At 37.9% G+C, this 19,474-nt stretch carries 15 protein-coding genes; 8 read left to right on the forward strand and 7 right to left on the reverse strand.

Annotated elements, in window-relative coordinates; translation table 11 throughout:
- Positions 1–78: 78 nt before the first annotated feature.
- From sucD to gldN, 8 genes are all read left to right on the forward strand, one after another.
- Complete coding sequence (gene sucD, locus A6M55_RS13110; protein WP_064198046.1) at positions 79–954, forward strand: succinate--CoA ligase subunit alpha; 876 nt, start codon at positions 79–81, stop codon at positions 952–954.
- Positions 955–1,120: 166 nt separating this feature from the next.
- A complete protein-coding gene (locus A6M55_RS13115) occupies positions 1,121–2,275 on the forward strand; it encodes a DUF4271 domain-containing protein (protein ID WP_197491707.1) in 1,155 nt (384 codons plus the stop codon).
- Positions 2,276–2,345: 70 nt separating this feature from the next.
- Positions 2,346–3,131 (forward strand): uroporphyrinogen-III synthase, encoded by a 786-nt coding sequence (locus A6M55_RS13120; protein WP_064198047.1) that lies wholly within the window; start codon positions 2,346–2,348, stop codon positions 3,129–3,131.
- Positions 3,132–3,310: 179 nt separating this feature from the next.
- Positions 3,311–4,252: a type IX secretion system membrane protein PorP/SprF gene (locus A6M55_RS13125; RefSeq protein ID WP_064198048.1), complete on the forward strand. Its 942-nt coding sequence runs from the start codon at positions 3,311–3,313 to the stop codon at positions 4,250–4,252.
- Positions 4,253–4,633: 381 nt separating this feature from the next.
- Entirely contained in the window at positions 4,634–5,728 is a 1,095-nt protein-coding gene (locus tag A6M55_RS13130) for an SUMF1/EgtB/PvdO family nonheme iron enzyme (protein WP_064198049.1), read from the forward strand.
- Positions 5,729–5,881: 153 nt separating this feature from the next.
- Positions 5,882–6,697 carry a gliding motility protein GldL gene (gene gldL, locus A6M55_RS13135; RefSeq protein ID WP_064198050.1) on the forward strand — a complete coding sequence of 272 codons (816 nt, stop codon included), beginning with the start codon at positions 5,882–5,884 and terminating at the stop codon, positions 6,695–6,697.
- 117 nt (positions 6,698–6,814) lie between these two features.
- Positions 6,815–8,401, forward strand: a complete 1,587-nt coding sequence (gene gldM, locus A6M55_RS13140) for a gliding motility protein GldM (RefSeq protein WP_064198051.1) — start codon at positions 6,815–6,817, stop codon at positions 8,399–8,401.
- 22 nt (positions 8,402–8,423) lie between these two features.
- Entirely contained in the window at positions 8,424–9,299 is an 876-nt protein-coding gene (gene gldN, locus A6M55_RS13145) for a gliding motility protein GldN (protein WP_064198052.1), read from the forward strand.
- Between the two features lie 72 nt (positions 9,300–9,371).
- Here the strand turns inward: gldN and A6M55_RS13150 are convergent, their stop codons facing one another.
- The 7 genes from A6M55_RS13150 to A6M55_RS13180 form a co-directional block, all read right to left on the reverse strand.
- Positions 9,372–10,250, reverse strand: a complete 879-nt coding sequence (locus tag A6M55_RS13150; RefSeq protein WP_064198053.1) for an inositol oxygenase family protein — start codon at positions 10,248–10,250, stop codon at positions 9,372–9,374.
- Positions 10,251–10,502: 252 nt separating this feature from the next.
- Entirely contained in the window at positions 10,503–12,185 is a 1,683-nt protein-coding gene (locus tag A6M55_RS13155; protein ID WP_064198054.1) for a RagB/SusD family nutrient uptake outer membrane protein, read from the reverse strand.
- Between the two features lie 94 nt (positions 12,186–12,279).
- Positions 12,280–15,309, reverse strand: a complete 3,030-nt coding sequence (locus A6M55_RS13160) for a TonB-dependent receptor (protein ID WP_064198055.1) — start codon at positions 15,307–15,309, stop codon at positions 12,280–12,282.
- Between the two features lie 456 nt (positions 15,310–15,765).
- Complete coding sequence (locus A6M55_RS13165) at positions 15,766–16,473, reverse strand: methyltransferase domain-containing protein (protein ID WP_156511062.1); 708 nt, start codon at positions 16,471–16,473, stop codon at positions 15,766–15,768.
- A gap of 17 nt (positions 16,474–16,490) precedes the next feature.
- A complete protein-coding gene (locus tag A6M55_RS13170; protein ID WP_064198057.1) occupies positions 16,491–17,600 on the reverse strand; it encodes a tetratricopeptide repeat protein in 1,110 nt (369 codons plus the stop codon).
- A gap of 64 nt (positions 17,601–17,664) precedes the next feature.
- Positions 17,665–18,465: a 2-oxo acid dehydrogenase subunit E2 gene (locus tag A6M55_RS13175; protein ID WP_064198058.1), complete on the reverse strand. Its 801-nt coding sequence runs from the start codon at positions 18,463–18,465 to the stop codon at positions 17,665–17,667.
- Between the two features lie 109 nt (positions 18,466–18,574).
- Positions 18,575–19,474, reverse strand: a 900-nt coding sequence (locus A6M55_RS13180; RefSeq protein ID WP_064198064.1) for a S9 family peptidase, incomplete at its 5' end; no start/stop codon positions are given.

The raw sequence follows: 19,474 nt of genomic DNA on the forward strand, positions 1-19,474 counted from the left end.
ATTGATAATTAACAATTTCATTTTGTACTTTTCTCATTTCAAACTACTTTTACGTAAAATTCAAAATACACGAAAATAATGAGCGTTCTTGTAAATAAAAACTCCAAAGTAATCGTACAAGGTTTTACTGGCTCGGAAGGTACTTTCCATGCGGGTCAAATGATTGAATACGGCACAAATGTCGTTGGTGGTGTAACGCCAGGAAAAGGTGGACAATTGCACCTTGACCGCCCTGTTTTCAATACTGTAGAACAAGCAGTAGTTAGCACAGGTGCTGATGTCTCAATTATTTTCGTACCACCAGCGTTTGCTGCCGATGCAATCATGGAAGCAGCCGATGCGGGTATTAAAGTAATCGTTTGTATTACAGAAGGTATTCCGACAAAAGACATGGTAACGGCTAAATCTTATATTCAAGGTAAAAACGTTACTTTAATCGGACCAAACTGTCCAGGTATCATCACAGCTGAAGAGTGTAAAGTAGGTATCATGCCAGGCTTTATTTTCAAAAAAGGCACAATCGGTGTAGTTTCTAAATCAGGTACTTTAACTTACGAAGCAGTTGACCAATTATCAAAAGTAGGTCTTGGTCAAACAACCGCTATCGGTATCGGTGGTGACCCAATCATCGGAACAACAACCAAAGAGGCAGTTGAGTTATTGATGAATGATCCAGAAACAGAAGGTATCGTAATGATTGGTGAAATTGGTGGTGGGATGGAAGCTGAAGCCGCTCGTTGGATCAAAGAAAATGGCACAAAACCAGTTGTTGGTTTTATTGCTGGTCAAACAGCTCCGAAAGGTCGCCGTATGGGTCACGCAGGTGCAATCATCGGTGGTGCTGATGATACTGCTGCAGCTAAGATGAAAATCATGGAAGAATGCGGAATCTTTGTGGTAGCATCTCCAGCCGACATTGGTGCAACGATGTTAAAAGCTCTCGGAAAAGCTTAATTTTAAATTGATGATTCGATAAGATTTAGTAAACATTGAGCTTAAATTTGAGTAATCATACTCAATAATCATACAAATCTTTTCAGTCAAAATATAAAAACAAAAGGTCAGACTCAACAAGTCTGACCTTTTTTGCTTAATTTTGCAAAAAAATTAAAGCAGGCCGTTGAAGAAGATTCTTTACATACTTTTGCTAATCCTATCGTCAAAGTCGTTTGCCACTACCGTTGGCCCAAACGATCAATACTTCTTGGTACACGATTACCACGATGATTGGCAAGTGTATAGCGACCGAATGAAAGCTTACATTCCGTATATTTCAGAGCAGCATTTGGGATATCCTTCGCACACAGTTTTTTGCGATATTCAGAGCAATAGAGGCTACAATATTTTGGTTTACGCCCAAAAAGCTGATAATTTTTTGTTTATCAATGGCTCACTTCGCCAGAAGATTCCAGTCGGTAAATGGATTGTATTGAGTGTCGATAGTCTTTACAGAGCTTACGAGCAACCAACAATCTACATTACGCTTTATGGCTCAAACAATATCGAAGATAAAAAACTGATGTTGGGCTATAAACGCTCGCTGAACCAAAAGCCAATCGTATTGGCTGAGTCAGGTATAACGGCAAAACCACGCACGCCTACGCCTTACCGAAACTACATAGTACTGGTGTCGATGTTTATTTTGGTGTTCTTTTCATATTTATCGAACTCATATATTAGAGCATTTCAGCGGTACTTCAATTTCAAAGATTTGTTCAACACTTTCGTTCGAGAGCAATCGTTTCTGATAAACAAGCCCCTCAATCGAATGAATGTGATGTTTATCATTCTTCTGAGCTTAATAATCAGCTTATTTTATATGCTTTTGCAAAGCAAAGGAATCCACGTTTTTGGAGGAAGAGCCATTTTGCAAGAAGGTGATACGCTCGGAGTTTTACTTTCAAACTATTTCCGAATTAGTTTGGCGGTGTTTGTAATCATGGTTATGAAATACTTTTTTATTGGGTTGGTTGGGCAATTATTCAACCTCGAAAAAGTAGTCGATTTGCATTATTTCAAGATAATTCAAGCATCAAGCCTTTTCTATTCAGCTTTAGTTTTAGTGCTATTAGTACTCTTTATGGGTTACTTCCCGCATGATTTCAATTGGCAAGTGTATCTATTTACACCAATCGTAGCATTTTATTTGATTAGATTTTTCATTCTATATTTTACCATAATTCGTAGTATTCCTATACAAAGTCTCTATTTAATTTCGTACCTTTGTATCGTGGAAATATTGCCTGTTATTCTCGGCATAAGGTTTGCCATGTAATGATGTCTTTTTGTTTGTCATCATTTTAAGAAACCAAATAAAATTTTGTACTTGAAAACCCGCAATTTGGATGAGTGAAGTAACAGAAAAAATAACTCAGGACCGCCTCCGTAAAGTGGAGAGTATTTTGGTAACACAAGCGAGACCGACCGACGAGAAGTCTCCGTATTTTGAGTTGGCCAAAAAGTTTAATTTAAAAGTGGACTTTCGTTCTTTTATTGAGGTAAAAGGCTTAGACCACCGTGATTTTCGTCGCCAAAAAGTTGATATTTTAGCACACACGGCCATTATTCTAACCAGCCGAAATGCAGTAGATAATTTCTTCCGTATTGCTAAAGAACTTAGAATCGAGATTCCGATAGATATGAAATACTTCTGTATTTCAGAGCAAACGGCTAATTATTTACAAAAATATATCGTTATCAGAAAACGTAAGATTTTTGTAGGTCAGAAAACCGCTGCCGACTTAGAAGCATTGATCTTGAAGCACAAAGGAGAGAAATTCTTATTCCCATGCTCAAATATTCGTAGCAATGATATCCCAAATTTGATGAACCGTAATGATTTGCATCTCACAGAAGCGATCATGTATGAAACTGTTCCATCAGATTTATCAGACCTTACGGAAGTTTTCTACGATATTATATGTTTTTATAGCCCATCTGGAATTACTTCATTGAATTCTAACTTTCCAGATTGGAAACAAAATAATACTCGCTTGGCAGCTTTTGGGCCAACAACCGCCAAGGCTATCCGAGATGCAGGGTTTATTCTTGATATTGAAGCACCGCTACCCAATGCACCTTCAATGACAGGAGCTTTAGAACTCTACATAAAAAAGGCAAACAATATATAATAAAAATAAGTTAATAGGCTAAACCACAAGTTTAGCCTATTTTTTTTCGTTATGGTGTTAGGAATACAAATAATTAATTAAATTGCCTTTAGAAAGAGAACGATATAAAAAATGTGTTGCTTTTGCAGCCAAAATATTATCAATTCTCGTCTATTGACCATCGACTATTTTAGCCCACTATGAGAAAGATTTATTATATAGTTTTATTGATAGCATCTTTTACAGCTCATGCTCAGCAAGATGCACAGTTTACGCACTACATATACAATCAGTTATTTTTGAATCCTGCTACGGCTGGTTCTGAAAACGTCACTCGTTTTCAGGCAATTTATCGCACACAATATCAAGGTTATCAAAGTACTTTTGATGACGGAGGAGCTCCAGTTACACAAGTAATTTCGGCGAATATTCCACTCAAAATGATTAAGGGTGGCGTAGGTATAACATTTGTCAATGACAAAATAGGTGCAAGTACACAACAAGATTTTAAATTATCGTATGCTTATCAAATGCCACTTGGCAATAGCCAACTGGGCATAGGAGTAAGTGGAGGGTATTTTGCAAGAGGAATCGACTACGGCCGTTTGCGTCCGAAAGATGACGGTGACCCACTTTTGGCAACTGGGCGTTTTAGCCAGTCTGCCATTGATGTTGGAGCAGGGGTTTACCTAAGCAATCCATCTTACAACATTGGTTTGTCAATGAATCACATCAATCAACCAACTTTCGGACTCGGAACTGATAATGCCACAAACACCCTTAAACGTAGTGCATATCTTACTGGTAGCGTGTTAATTGGGGTTTCATATACAGTTGATGTGAGTCCGATGTTAATAATAAAATCAGATTTGAGTACAATTTCGGCCGAAGCGGGTGCCATAGCAACTTACGATAGTCGTTATTGGGTAGGAGCAAGTTACCGTACAGGCGATGCCGTTTCGGGACTTGTAGGAGCAAATATTTTAGGAGGAAGTATGAGAATCGGCTATGCAGTTGATGTAATAATTGGAGGTAAAAATGCTAAAAGTCCGCTATCTCATGAAGTACTCTTAAGTTATTCGTTAGCGGCTTTAAGAGCAGGAAAAAAATCAATCGTTCGTACACCGAGATATAGATATTAAAAGTTCCTTTTGACAAATATTTACCAAAGAAAATTTGAAATAACTGCTCGTTTTTATTTCAAAAAATACCTTAAAATCTAATTTTGGCATAATTTGTGCCGCTTAATAATAAAATTGCTATTTTCTCCGCTCATCTTATTAACATTATCAAAAAGTTATTGTTTTACTCTAACTGACTGGAAATTGCTTGAATAGTGCTATCCAAGACCTTTAAATAGATAATTTGGCTTAATAATTGCTTTATCAGTTGATAGTTATCGGAAAAACTTATTTTTTTTCATAACTTTGCGGGCTAATGCAATATTAATTTCGGAAGTCACGTTTCTATATTATCGAAAGTATCAATACCAAAAAAAATAGATAACCAACTTGTTTTCAGCTATGAACAAGAGAATATTAAGTACCTTTTTGAAAAGTCTGTTAGTGATTGCCCCAATCATAATGATGCAAAGTTGCGGTTCTAAAAGCCCCTTGAGTAAAATGGGGATTGGAGGAAAGAAGAGCAGTAAAAGTGGAGGCAAAGACATTGGCATGGATGGAATCCGTGATGGTGAAATCATGGCAACCTCTCGCAAAGGCTATAAGCAAACCGCTCCTCACGGAATGGTGCTGATTCCTTCGGGGTCGTTAATGATGGGACAAGCCGATGAAGACGTAATGTCGGCTCGTATCTCAATGAATAAGCGTGTAACCATCGTTCCGTTTTACATGGATGACACAGAAGTTACTAACCACGAGTACCGTCAGTTTATGAATTCAATGATGACTGACTCGGTTTCTGTTTTGGGTGAAGAATTTATCATGTCAACACTTTATCCTGATACTTCGGTTTGGAGTAAAGATTTTACTTATCATAACGGCGACCAAATGACCGAATATTATTATTCGTCACCTGCTTTTGATATGTATCCAGTAGTGGGTATTAGCTGGGATGCCGCAGTATATTTCTGTAAATGGCGTACAAAATTATTGAACGACAACAGAGCCCAGAAGAATTTATTCAAATCTCCACGCTATCGTTTGCCTTCAGAAGCTGAATGGGAATGGGCAGCTCGTGGTGGCAAAGAAGGAGCAAAATATCCTTGGGGTAACCCTTACGTAGCCAATGGTAAAGGCTGTTTCTTAGCAAACTTTAAGCCATACAGAGGAAATTATCGTGCCGATGGATACCCTTACACAGCTCCATCAAATGCATTCAATCCAAACGATTATGGCTTGTATAACATGGCAGGAAATGTGGCAGAATGGTGCCAAGATGCTTATGCAGAATCATATATGCCAGTTACATGGGATTTGAACCCTGTGTACAACGATGAAAATGAGCCTCGTAAAATTATCAAAGGTGGTTCTTGGAAAGACGTAGCCTACTTCCTCGAAACGGGTACTCGAACGTATGAGTTCCGTAACGAACGCCGCTCTTATATCGGTTTCCGTTGTGTGATGGACCGTTTGGGAAGTGTTCCAGGAAGAGAATAATATCAAAAATAATTGCGAAGTATATCCTGAAGTATTCTACATGAATATTTCGATTTATACTTCGCATTTATTATGTTTAAATAAAAGTAGATTCAAAAATTATAAATAAATTCCCTTTTAAATTAAAGCTTAATTCTTAACTTTTTTAAACACATGGCAGCAAATAACAACGGTAAAAGTTTATTTTGGGACAAAATCATTCCGTTTTTCTATGGAGCAGGAGCATCAGTTGTAATCTTGGGGGCATTAGGTAAAATTATGCACTACGACTGGGCGAATTTTATGTTACCTATTGGTTTAGGCACAGAAGCTGCCATTTTCTTAATTTATGCTTTCCAATCATTCCTTCGTCCAGATAATGAATATCAGTGGGAAAAGGTTTACCCAGAATTAGCTGATGATTTTCAAGGAGAACTCCCAAAAAGAAGTACCACTCCATCGCAAGGTGCTGGTTTAACTGCCAAAATGGATGATATGCTTGCTAACGCTAAGCTTTCTCCAGATATTTTTGATGGTTTGAAAACAGGTATTCAAAGCCTTACTGGCCAAGTTGCTAAAATGTCAGATTTGACAGACGCAACCGTAGCAACAAGTGATTACGCTAAAAATGTAAAAACCGCTTCGGGTCAAGTAACAGCTATGAATGCTGCTTATGGCACTGCTGTAAATGCAATGAATAGCATGGCTGATGCAACTAAAGATGCTCAAGAATACCGTTCACAATTCAGCAAAATTACTCAAAACATGGGTGCTTTGAATGCAGTTTACGAACTTGAATTACAAGATACTAATAAGCATTTGAAAGCAATGAACGCTTTCTACGGTAATTTGACAACTGCAATGCAAGATATGTCAGATGCCTCGAAAGAAGCTCAACAATTCAAAACTGAAATGTCGAAATTGACAAACAATCTTACTTCGTTGAACAATGTTTACGGAAGTATGTTGTCGGCAATGAAAGGAAACTAAAATAGTTTAGAGTGTTGAGTTCTGAATGATGAGTTATATTCTACATTCATTCTTAATTCTACATTCTACATTCTTAATTAAAAAAAATATTTACTAACTGTATAATATATAGAATATATGGCAGGTGGAAAAGAGTCGCCACGTCAGAAGATGATAAACATGATGTATCTGGTTCTGACGGCAATGTTAGCACTCCAGGTAAGTAATGCACTTCTACAAAAATTTCAACTTTTGAATAATAGTTTGGAAAGAGCAAACTCGGCTGCTAATGGCAATAACGAGAAATCAGTAAAGGCAATTGAAAAAGAAATCAGAGAGAAACCAGGTGGAGCTCAATATGCCGATGTACTTCAAAAAGCTGTTGAAGTAAGAAAAGTTACAACCGAAATGGATAATTATATCAGTGGGTTGAAGCAGGAAATCGTCAATGCTGGCGGTGGACTTGATGCTGAAACTGGTGGTGTGAAAAACCCTTCGGAAGAAGAAAAAGTAGCCATCTTGATGGTTGGTGACCAAAAAAATGGTAAAGGTTACGAATTGAAGAAGAAATTGAATGATTTCGCTGTTCAATTACAAAAGTTTGCTGCTCCAAATACTAAGTTTCCTGAGTTAGCGGTTGATGCAGCTCAAGACCCCGCTTTGGCAAGAACAGATAACATTACAAAAAGCAAAGATTTTTCTGAGTTATATTTTGCTCAAACTCCAGTTCCAGCGGCATTGGCGGTTTTGAGTCAGAAACAATCAGAGGTTCGTCGCTTAGAAGGTGAAGTTTTAGAATATCTCGCAAGCCAAGTGGGTATCAAAGAAATCAAATTTGATGAAATCTTTGCGGTGGTTATTCCAGATTCACGTTCGGTAGTTGCTGGTCAGAAATACAAAGCTGAGGTAGCAATCGGAGCGTACTCTAAATCAATTACACCAAGAATCAGTATCAATGGCTCAGCTTTACCAGTAAAAGATGGTAAAGGTCTATATGAAATTACTGCATCGGGCGGTGATTTTGATAAAAATGGTCAGTTGAAGCGTTCATACAAAGCTACTGTTTCTTATCCTTCACCTGATGGCTCAATGAAGTCAGTTGAGAAAGAGGAAACATATACAGTATTGAAGCCATCGGTTCAAATCGAAACAGCCTCAATGCCAGCGTTATACTTTAAATGTGCCAACCGCTTAGCTACTTATTCACCAGGTTTAGGAGCATTGTATAGTCCTTCATTTAGTGGTTCGGGTGCAGATTTTATTCCAGGTGAAGGTGGTAAAGTAACAATTGTTCCAAATTCAGCCAAAGCTTCAATGAATGTAGTAAATGGCGGAATCACATTACAGACATTTAATTTCCCAGTTCGTCGTGTGCCTAAGCCAACGATTAAATTACTTGGGATTGATGAACGTAGAGGAGCTTCGGCGACTGGTTTAAGAACAATTAATATCGGTGCAATAGCTGATGAATCATTCAAATCAACTAACCCAGAAGATGCTGCATTTAGAGTAGCAGAATTTGAAGTTAATTTGGCTCGTGGTTCAAGAAGAATAGGAGGAGGTCCATTTAATGGCAACACTGCAAATGTTTCTAACCTTGCACAACAAGCACAGGCGGGAGACCGTTATGTAATAGTAGTAAAGCGTGTAGAACGTAGAAATTTTAAAGGAGAAGTAGAAACAGTGGATGTTGGAGAAATTATTTTCACTGTTCCATTGAATTAATAACAAAATAATTGTCAGAATTATGAAGAAATTACAAGGCTTGGCTTTTGGTATCTCATTGATTATCAGCCAGTTTGCAGTAGCTCAAGAGAAGTCAAATAATTATTTGAATCCGCTATCGCTTCGCCCTATACATGAGGAAAACGTTATGTATAAAACAACTTTGTGGCGAAGAATTGACTTGAAAGAAAAGCAAAATCAACCGCTTTTCTCGAAAGGAAGTGAAATTACAAGACACTTGATTGATGCCGTAAAAGCTGGTTTGATTGAAGCCTACGATAATGATTCTTTGACAACAAAGCTTACACTCGACCAATTTATGGAGCGTTTGATGCTGAAAGGTGAAGGCGGTGGTTTATCTGAAGAAGAAAAAGCTGCTGGTTTTTCATCAGGCGGTGATGATGGTTGGGGTGGAGATAGTGGCGGTGCTGCTAAACCTGCTGCTGGTGGTGCTGCTCCTGCGGCAACCGACCCAGGTGCTGGTGTAGAGATTTTTCCAACTCAATTGACAACGTTAGAATTGAAAGAAGATTGGATTTTTGATAAGCAACGTTCACGTCAATATTTTGATATTCTTACGTTGAAATTAATCATTCCAGCCGACCAAACAACGCTGGGTTTTGACCGTCCGATTTGTGTATTCAAATACAAAGAATTGGAGCGTTATTTCCGTAGTAATCCTAAGTGTATTTGGTATAATGCTGCTAACGTAGCATCACACAAAAACTTAGCGGATGCGTTTGAGTTGCGTTTGTTTCACGGAAAAATTATCAAAAAATCGAATGCTTTGGATAATTTCTTAGACGATATTTACAAGTCTCCACGTGAAGGTTTGTTGAAATCTGAACAATTAGAACACGAATTAATGGAATTTGAACACAATTTGTGGGAATATTAAGATTCAGTTAGTAATCTAACAAAAAAGGGAAAATCTTTCGATTTTCCCTTTTTTGTTGCCCTATTATGTCGATTAGAATTTCAAAGTAGCAGGTAAATATTTAGCAACTAAATCTTCGTAATATGGACGAAGCTCTTTTGCATTTGGTGGTACTGGCACTTTAGAATACAAATCGTAAGGATTGAATTTATCTACCCATTTAAACATCTTGTAATCGTGAGCTGACATCAAATGACTATAAGCATCATCACGGTGCTGAGGATAGAATGAGTGATAACGAATTGGATAAAGAGCTTCTTCTGGCAAATAATTTTTCATCATTTGGTAAAGATACTCGTCGTGTCCCCAAGACATTTTTACATTTTCAAGTCCACAATTTGGTGAATAAACACCGTATTTTGTATTATAACGCTCATCTTTTGAGTCAGGATTTGCCTCGAAAAATTCAGGATAAACGATTTTATCAGAGTGTTTACAACCAACGGGGAAAGTATCACCTACAACTGCCCATTGTGGCTCGCCGAATAAACAAAGAACCTTACCCAAATCGTGCATAAAGCCCATCAGAACGAACCAATCTGGGTGGCCGTCAGCTCTTATAGCTTCTGATGTTTGAAGTAGGTGCTGAAACTGATCAAGGTTTGTATCTGGGTCAGAATCATCAACCAATGTATTCAAGAAATCAATGGCATCCCAAACTGACATTTCACGTTTGTCGAATTTCAAGAACTCTTTTTCTTTCTGAACAACAAAATCATAAGTTTGATAAGTGTGGTTCAAACGGTAAAATTCTCTAACAGTATTTACACGCTCAGAGTCTGTGTAGTTACGGTATTCGTCTTTAGTTTTTTTTGTTTCAGCGTTTTTAGGCTCTGGGTATCTTTCGAGCAAATCATCCTCCCATTCTTCGATGCTTGCAAGAGGCGAAATTTCTTTTTCAGTGAAGTTCATTTCTTTTATTTTTTGAATTGTCTAATGCGTTTTTTTATTAAAATGTCAGGTATATAGTATGGACATTTGTACAAATACTATGCAATAAAGTAATAAAATTTATAACATTTCAAATAAAATTTACGCAAACGTTTGAAATTGTTTCACCAGATGAACGTCAACTAAAAAAGCGATGATAAATAAAGTTTTATCATCGCTTAAATACCTTTTAATGAACACTTTATAATTAATAATTAACCATTATTAATTATTTCAATATCCTTGATTTTGTTTCAAATAGCCAGGAAGGTTTGATGCTCCATCAATGGCTGTTTGTGGAATTGGGAAGATACGTTTCAGTTTATCTGTATTGGTTTTTTCTGTCCAAGTACCTTCATATTTTCCGAAACGAATCATATCCGAACGGCGAAGCATTTCCCAGTAAAATTCAAAACCACGCTCTTTGAAAAGAATATCAAGCGACATGGAAGTGAGTGGGGGTGGAGGGGTAGTACGAGCTGCACGAACAATGTTGACATCGGCTAAAGCTCCTGCGGCATCATTGCTCTTACGTAATTTTGCTTCAGCACGCATCATATAAACATCGGCCAAACGAACAATCACAATATCAGCATCGCCAAAGTTACGACCACTTACTGATTTGCGACTAAATTCGTATTTCAATACTCGGTATCCTGAGCTATAATCGCTTCCCGCAGTTGTATAATCTACTTTTTCGGTGAAGTTTACAGGTACTGTTGGACGGTTACGAGTATCATTGAAAAGTTTACCAACTTTGAATTTACCGTCTGGACATTTTAAGAAAACCCCATTTTTTCTAATCAAACCATATTGCTGCCCACGCAAAATACCACGATTCATGTTGAAATTAACATCAGTTACGCACGTATCAGCAGGGTTTGAGTAGGCAGAAATATTTTGCTTATAAAATCTTGGGTCAACATCCGATGGGTCTTTTGGGGCATATTCGTTTACCCAAGTACGGTAAAAATCTGGCGTAATGGCAGGGCCATCAGTTCCATTGGCATTTGGGTATGCAGGAAGCGGAAATTGGTCGCCTGATAGCGAGAAATATGCCATACGATTATGCCCGTTTAATTCAGCTCTTTGGTCAACTGCAAAAACTAATTCAGGGTTTGAATGATTGTCTGAACCAAAAATTGAGAAATAATCAGCCGATAATTTATACGTACCAGCATTGATAATTTTATCACAATATTCGGTCACTTTATCCATTTCATCAGCTTTGAAGCTTGGTGTTCCGTAAACATCACGGTAAACAGCGGCATTGAGGTATAGACGAGCTAATAAACCCCATACAGCACCTTTTGATAAACGTCCTGGACCAACTGTTGCATCTAAATTTGGCTCAACTGCTAAGAACTCATTTTTGATGTATTGAAACGCTTCTTCGCCACGCAGAATTTTTGAAGTTTCGCCGAGGTCTTCTTTCACGAAAACTAAACCGAATAAATCAAGTGTTAGCATCGAGTAATACGCACGCATACCACGAGCTTCGGCCAAATAAACTTTAGCATTGGGGTCGTTGAGTGTTGGAAGGGTATTTATAGCCGTGATGGCACGAGACATTCCTTGCAAAATTAGATTCCAAGTGTTTCTCAGATTTGGGTCAGTGCTTTGGTAAGTGTGCTGGTGCATGGCCAAATAGATACCGTTATCGCCCCAGTCGGTGCCACCACGATAAGGCAAAATTGCTTCATCAGTCGAGATTTCTTGAATAGCAAAATAGTTGGTATGCAAGAAAATATCTGGGAGACGTGCATATACAGGAGCAATGATACCATCGGCAGCTTGCTTGTCAGTAAGTTTGGCTGCCGAAAGGGTTTCGTCAAGTACTTCTTCTTTGAGGTCGGTGCAGCCTTCTAAAACAGCAAAGCTACATAGGAACAATAATGAATATATTTTCTTTTTCATTGTTTTTTGCTTTATGCCTTATGCTTTACGCTTTAGGCAGTTTTGATAATGTTTTTGCATATTGCTTAATGCGTATAGCTTAAAGCATGTTATCTTAGAATGAAACATTTAGACCAAAGATGATTGATTTAGCTTTTGGATAGCTTAAATAGTCGATACCATACGATGAAATACCATTGATGGTTCGGTCAGTGTTTACTTCTGGGTCATAGCCGTTGTACTTGGTAATTACGAAAAGGTTTTGGCCTGTAACCGATAAACGCAATGCTGGAATATACTTATCAATGCCAAGTGCTTTGGTATTGAAACTATAGCCTAAAGCCATATTATTTAAGCGAAGGAATGCTCCATCTTTCAAGAAACGAGTTGAAACTGGGGCGGCATTATTTGCAGATTCATTGGCATATTGTACGGCCTCTGGCGTTGTATTGATTCCTTTCGACAAACGTAATTTATAGAAATTTGAGTTGGCCGTGTTATCATAGATTTTATTGCCACGAACACCATTGAAGTTTACAATTAAATCGAAGCCTTTGTAGCCGATATTTCCAAAGAAATTATACTGCATCGTTGGTAAAGCACTTCCTGCTGCAATACGGTCTTTGTCAGTAACGATTCCGTCGCCATCTACATCACGGTAAGTGCTAAGACCTTTATCATCAAAACCTGTGAAATCTTTCAAGAAGAAAGTACCGATTGGTTCGCCACTAAGATATCCATTGATGGTTGCCGAAGTAAGACCCGAACCTGAAGCACTTCCCGAAGGAATAACCGAATACGGTGAGTTTGTTACTTTATTTCTAATGAAAGTAGTGTTTCCACCGATGCCGTAGTTGATACCGCTGGCAGTTTTTTGGCGATAAGCCAATTCGATTTCTAAGCCTTTGTTAGTAATATTCATATCTTTTACGTTCGTCCAGAATGTACCTGCTGGTTGAACGGGGTCAGACGGAATTACTTCTAAGAGAATATCGCTCGAAACTTTATTGAAATAGTCAACCGCACCCGTTAAAGCACCATTGAATAAACCAAAATCAAGACCAATATTGGTTTGTGTTGAAACCTCCCATTGAATGTCAGGGTTGGCTAAACGGCTGTAAGTTGTTCCTGCTGGAAAAGGTCCAGAATTAACAAGTGGATAACTCGTAGAAGCCGAAACCGTTGAAGTAAATAATGCTTGTGTGATTTTTGATGGAATCTCTTGATTACCAGTTTGTCCCCAACCCGCACGAAGTTTCAAATTGCTGATTCGAGAACCTTTCATAAATTCTTCTTCTGAAATTCTCCAACCTGCCGCAAACGAAGGGAAGATACCGTATTTATTATTTGCACCAAATTTTGATGAACCATCGGCACGAACTGTTGCCGTGAGCAAATATTTATCTTTGAAACTATAATTTAGTCTTGAGAAAAACGATTGTAATTCATTTTTGGTAGCATAGCCCGAAGGTTTATTATTTGCCAAAGTGAGTTCTTGACCTAAGCCTGGGTTATAGATTGGGTCAATATCCGAAATCGGGAATTTATTGATACTCGAAGAACGGCCTTGTAAGAAAATCTTTTGGTATGAATGTCCAACCAATGCCGAAAAACTATTGTTATTAAAATTCTTCGTGTAAGTCAAATAGTTTTCGATGAGACTATTATTATTAGTTATATAGATAGTTTCGAGGCGGCCATCTTGTAAAGGCACGGCATTGGGCAAAGAAACCAAATCACGCACCGAATTTGAGTTGTCGATACCATAATTCAATTTATAAACTAAATCGTTTGTGATTTTGAGAGATGGCGAGATATTTCCAATCAGACGATTCGTTTTTGTAATATCTTTTTCCAACTTCAAGCTCACTAACGGATTCACCAAGTTTGGATAAACCGCAGGATTTCCTTGTGCATCATACGCAGGGTAAGTTGGGTTTACCGAAATGGCATTTCCAATCATGCTTCCAATTGGAGGGCGACTGTTATTTGTGAATGTTGCATTGAGGTTTACATCAACGTTTAGGCGGTCTTCCCAGAATTTCTGATTGACATTAATACGACCCGTGTAGCGATTCAAATCGTTATTCTTTAAGATACCTTCTTGTTTTTGAGCTCCAAACGACGCATAATAAGTTAATTTTCCTGCACCGCCACCCAAAGTGAGGTTGTGGTTTTGCGTATATGCTGTGCGAGTGATTTCTTTTTGCCAATCGGTATTTCCTTTTAAATCTTCTAAAACTCCACCTACGCTTGGTACAGCTTTGCGGTATTCGTCAGCCGTGTAAACAGGTAATGCACGAGCGATTTCAGAAATACCTAAACTTGCCGAATAATTCATCGAAGAACTTCCAGCTTTTCCTTTTTTAGTAGTAATCAAAACTACCCCGTTTGCACCACGAGCACCATAAATTGCTGTTGCCGAAGCATCTTTCAATACATCAATTGTTTCGATATCCTGTGGGTTCAAGAATGTAAGAGGGTTCATTGCACCACCTGTTCCCGAATTATCGAGGGCTAAACCATCAACAACAAAGAGAGGTGTACTGCCTGTGCGAACACCACCTGGTCCTCTGATTGAGATATTTTGTGCCGAACCTGGCTCTCCACTTGCTGAAGTAACGTTTACACCCGCTACTTTACCTTGTAAAAGTTGTTCTGGCGAGTTGATGATACCTTTATTAAATTCCTCACTTCTGACTGATTTTACAGCACCCGTGATGTCTGTTTTCTTGGCTGTACCGTAGCCCACAACCACCACTTCGCTGAGCGTTTTGCTGTCAGATTTGAGTTGAATATTGATTTGTGTTTGTCCGCCTACAGTAATTTCTTGAGGAGTATAACCTACATAACTAAATACTAAAACCGCTTTTCCATCGCTAACGGTAATGGAATACTCTCCGTTTACATCGGTTACGGCCCCTTTGGTGCTCCCTTTGGCTGAAACGCTTACTCCTGGAAGACCATCGCCCGTTTCGGCATCTGTTACTTTTCCTTTGACCGTAATATCAACGGTTTTGAAAGTGTTTGGTTGATTTTTGGCAAAGCCAACATCGACCCCTAAGAGTGAAAATAATAGGATAAAGACAGATAGCTTCGGAAATGACAGAGCAAGCAACCTGTTTTGCAGTAGTTTTTGATTCATTGTCGTTGACTGATTTTTGTGATTAAGAATATTTGTTGAGCTTGTGAAAGGCAGATACATAAAGTTGTATCAGATGAACAGTACGTGACATTGGTGTTAAATTAGGTAAACATAAATGATTGGTTAGCGAAGTTTTTGTTAAAAAAAAAAGGAAAATTTAGAGTTTAGGTACTGTTGCCTTGCTAAACAACTGCAAAACTACGCCTCACTGATTAAGAGAATATTACCGTAATGTTACGATTATATTGTCAGAGGCTAAAGAGATGAAGTATTGGTTAGGAAGATTTGGTAGTGCATTTTACTAATAAAAAATAAGATATTTCTTATAAATTATTACGCAAACGTTTGAAATAGTTATGCAAACGTTTGAAATTGGGAGGGTATGATGAAAAAGTTTCGACAGCATCGAGTTTGAAAACCCATCGTTATCGAAAGTTTAGCGATGTATAGACTATTTTACTGTTTTACGAATAGAAATAATTTTGAAAGAAAGGCCCCCGTGGGAATCTGAGAATCCTCGGATTTTATGAATTTAAAGCCTTGTTGTATAATAAATTCAACTAAATGTGCTTCGTCGAAAAGAGCTTGGTTACAACCCATGTGGAGTTCCCCGTTGGTGCGTCCGAGAGATTCACGAAGGTACAAAAAGCCATTTTTCTTTAAGATTTGAGTGATGTTTTTCAGCATCAAAACTTTCTCCGAAAACTCATGCAGTGAATTATCAATAATAACTTTATCGAAGAAATTTTTAGGAAGTGTGGTAGATGTTTCGGTGCCGATAACAGGAATAAACTTGCAACTAATGGGCGAACCCTTAATTTTACTGTAAAAATCAATGACTTTCTGAGCTTGTTTGGAAGTGGTACAGGCCGAGTCAATATCTTCGCAGTAGAAATCTATGTTTTCATAAAATACTGATAGCGTACCAATAAAAGTCATGGACTTTGCCCCAATATCGGCTACTTTATCACCTTTTTTCAAATCAAAAAAGCGAATTGATTTTCCCCAACTCTTTTCTAAGACTTCTTTGCTATTAAAATAAACACCTCCGCATTCGTTTCTGAGTGATAGAATTTCTTTTTCGTCAATGTTTTGGGCAAAACTATGAAGGCTCAGAAACCCCAAAAACAGGATATAAATAAAATGTTGGATAGAGCTTCTCATAGTTGTAGTAGTTTATGTTATTTCTTTATTTGCTGTAAGCGTTTTTTTGCATCTTCGGCAAATGTTTTAGACTTAGACGCTAAATATTTTTGATAGTGTTCAATAGCTTTGGGTTTATTGTTATTCCAATCATAAGAACGAGCTATCATAAACATTAAATCAGGTCGTGGGTCGAAAGTATAGGCTTTTTGGTAGAATTCTATGGCTTCTTTGTAATTTTTGCCAGTTTCTTCTAAATATCCTAACATATAGAAATAATCGGTTACGTTTTCGGAGACACCAACTTTTATGGCTTTTTCTAAGTTTTCTTTTGCCTTTTTTGTATCCGAATTCTTCAAATAACAAAGTCCTAAATAGTAGTGAACAAGTTCGTTGGGTTCGCCTTTTAGTGCATATCTTTCGAGTGTTTCGATGGCTCTTTGCGTGCTATCGAGTCGGAAATAAGAGAAACCCAAAAGGCGTTGGTAGAAAAGCGTAGAATCTCCAACGCTCATAATTTGTTGGATTTGAGTGACAGTCTCTTTAAAATTATTATCTCGGTAAGATAATTTGGCGTTGATTTGAAGTAAGGGGATATAGGTAGAGTCTGATTTTAATCCTTTGTTTATCAGTCGTTTACATTCTTGAAAAGCATTTGTCTTAAAATATAACTTACCCAACTCTGTGGTACTTTCTAAGTCGGCTGGATTGAGATAAATTGTCCTTTTGTAAGTTCTGATAGCTAAAGAATCCATGCCCAGCTTGACCAAGAGATTGCTATAAAGTTTATAGTAAAGCACATTGGTCGAATCGAGCGAAATGAGCTTTTCGTAGTAATTTTTTGCTTTGGAATTATTGCCCAGTCGCTCGAAATTCTGACTAACTTGGGAAAGAGTAGTTTGATTATCAGGATTGGCTTCGAGTGCTTGTAGATAATAATTATTCGATTTTTTGAAATCTCCGAGTTTCTGGTAGCAAAATCCCAGTTCGATTAGACATGGAGTTTCCACACAATTGCCAACAACCTGTATTGCTTCGGCGTAGCGGTTATCATTGATTAAGATTCTTGCTGAATAAGCATTACCTATATTCTGACCAAAACATTCGCAAAAAAAGAAGAGAAAAAATATCTGTGTGGCTATTTTCATGGTTATGAATTTTTGATAAAAATAGCAAAATTTTCTCCGAGTACTTGTAAAATTTATGAAATTCTTAGGCTTCCTCCAACAACTCAGGATTATTAACAAATCGTTTCAGTAGTTTGAATAGCTTGCCACCATGGGAAGCATCAATTACTCGGTGGTCAAGTGCCGCACCGAGCATCAAAATACTACGAGGGACAATTTTATCATTAACAACCCACGGTTTTTTTGTCACTCCACCCAAAATCAAGACAAACGCAATATTGGCCGAAGGCATCAGAGCTGGGTAGCCAATATCAAGACCAATACTGCCAATATTTGATAAAATAAACGAACCAAAATTATTGGCCGAAAGCCCAAGAGGCGGAATAGAAATGCCCATATTTGTGGTGAGGTACTTAATAAATTGATAAACCCAACTACGCACAGGCCACGGAATCGCCGCCAGTTTTTCTTTCATTTGCATGGTGGCGTTTTCATCGCCTTTATATGTTTTTTGGATTTCTTCTTTCAGTTTTACAGCCGATTCCGTAAGTGTCAGTTTATCAGCATTGAGCATTTTTACCGAACCCATTTCTCCACTTTGTAAAAGTACACTTACCGTGGCATTGATTGCTTCGTGTGAGTAAATATTGCCTCTTTTGATGTAAGTATTGAGTTCTGGAATTTCTTTAATAGCACGAGCCGTAGCCACCAAAAAAAAGTGTGTAAGGGTAATTTTTACGCCATTTTTACGTTTTTCGGCAATGTATTTTTCTAAATCTGTAATATCAATTTCAACCGAACCAAATATTTTCGAATCAACTGGTTTTTTATATATCGTTGAGGCTGTTTTTCGCCAAGAAGTATTCAAAGGGTTATTTTCTTTCATTTATTAGGGCTTGTTTGAAAATAGTTACAGTTGTTTTTATTGTTGCACATGGTTGTTTTCAACAAGGTGCAACAATTTTCAACAAAAATAACATTTTAAACGCTTTACTTTATTTCTTCTCTAAAAGTGCCATCACTTCGGCATCGCCCATTACGGCATTTGCGGGGCGTGGGTGTTGTTCATCAAAAACTTGTAATTCGGTTTGGGTCAAAACCTTATTGGCACTTTCATCAACTGTGCCATTCTGCATTACTTTCTGAATATCGAGTTTTAGATATTTAGCCAAAAATGGATAAACTGCTTGGCGTTTTGAGGGGCCATAATCGTGTTTTTCGTTGGCGAGATGTACATTTTCTACCTTATCTGCTGCTCCAAAATACGAATAAACATTTTTAATGTATGGGTACTCCATGTTAGGTGTATTCACTGTCCAATCGCCACCATCCGATACTAAAAGCATAGGTTTTGGGGCGAAAGTAGCAGCAATTTCTACATTGGTTGTTTGATGGGTTGGGCGTTTATGAATAGGCATACCACTTTCGCACACACAACCTCCAAAGAAATAACCCGAAACCATGACCACGGGTACCGAAACCTTTATTCGGTCGTCAAGGGCAGAAAGTACAAAAGTTTGTGTTCCTCCGCCCGATTCGCCCGTCATACCAATACGTTTTTTATCTACATCGGGTAAACCTAACAAAAATTCAAGAGCGGCTTTGCCATTGATTATTTGTAGTTTGAGTGCTTTTTCAATCTTGTGAATAGTTTGTTTTGAATCGCCCATGCCAACCATATCATAGGCAAAAACCGTAGCTCCCATGCGAGCGAGCGTAGCACAACGCTGCTGTGTGTAGGCGGCAAAACGTGGGTCAGTGCCGTGTCCATGCGGACATAAAATTCCTGCATTTTTCCCTTTGCTTGATTGGGCAGGACGATACAAATTACCTGTGACGTAAATGCCTTCAATGCTTTGAAAAGATACATTTTCTACCGAATATCCATTCAAATC

It is taken from the genome of Emticicia sp. MM (assembly GCF_001649495.1).

Excerpts from the sequence above, each read along its gene's own strand:
- sucD (WP_064198046.1), top strand. The coding sequence starts at position 79 with ATGAGCGTTCTTGTAAATAAAAACTCCAAAGTAATCGTACAAGGTTTT.
- A6M55_RS13120 (WP_064198047.1), top strand. The coding sequence starts at position 2,346 with ATGAGTGAAGTAACAGAAAAAATAACTCAGGACCGCCTCCGTAAAGTG.
- A6M55_RS13125 (WP_064198048.1), top strand. The coding sequence starts at position 3,311 with ATGAGAAAGATTTATTATATAGTTTTATTGATAGCATCTTTTACAGCT.
- A6M55_RS13130 (WP_064198049.1), top strand. The coding sequence starts at position 4,634 with ATGAACAAGAGAATATTAAGTACCTTTTTGAAAAGTCTGTTAGTGATT.
- gldL (WP_064198050.1), top strand. The coding sequence starts at position 5,882 with ATGGCAGCAAATAACAACGGTAAAAGTTTATTTTGGGACAAAATCATT.
- gldM (WP_064198051.1), top strand. The coding sequence starts at position 6,815 with ATGGCAGGTGGAAAAGAGTCGCCACGTCAGAAGATGATAAACATGATG.
- gldN (WP_064198052.1), top strand. The coding sequence starts at position 8,424 with ATGAAGAAATTACAAGGCTTGGCTTTTGGTATCTCATTGATTATCAGC.
- A6M55_RS13150 (WP_064198053.1), bottom strand. The coding sequence starts at position 10,250 with ATGAACTTCACTGAAAAAGAAATTTCGCCTCTTGCAAGCATCGAAGAA.
- A6M55_RS13155 (WP_064198054.1), bottom strand. The coding sequence starts at position 12,185 with ATGAAAAAGAAAATATATTCATTATTGTTCCTATGTAGCTTTGCTGTT.
- A6M55_RS13160 (WP_064198055.1), bottom strand. The coding sequence starts at position 15,309 with ATGAATCAAAAACTACTGCAAAACAGGTTGCTTGCTCTGTCATTTCCG.
- A6M55_RS13165 (WP_156511062.1), bottom strand. The coding sequence starts at position 16,473 with ATGAGAAGCTCTATCCAACATTTTATTTATATCCTGTTTTTGGGGTTT.
- A6M55_RS13170 (WP_064198057.1), bottom strand. The coding sequence starts at position 17,600 with ATGAAAATAGCCACACAGATATTTTTTCTCTTCTTTTTTTGCGAATGT.
- A6M55_RS13175 (WP_064198058.1), bottom strand. The coding sequence starts at position 18,465 with ATGAAAGAAAATAACCCTTTGAATACTTCTTGGCGAAAAACAGCCTCA.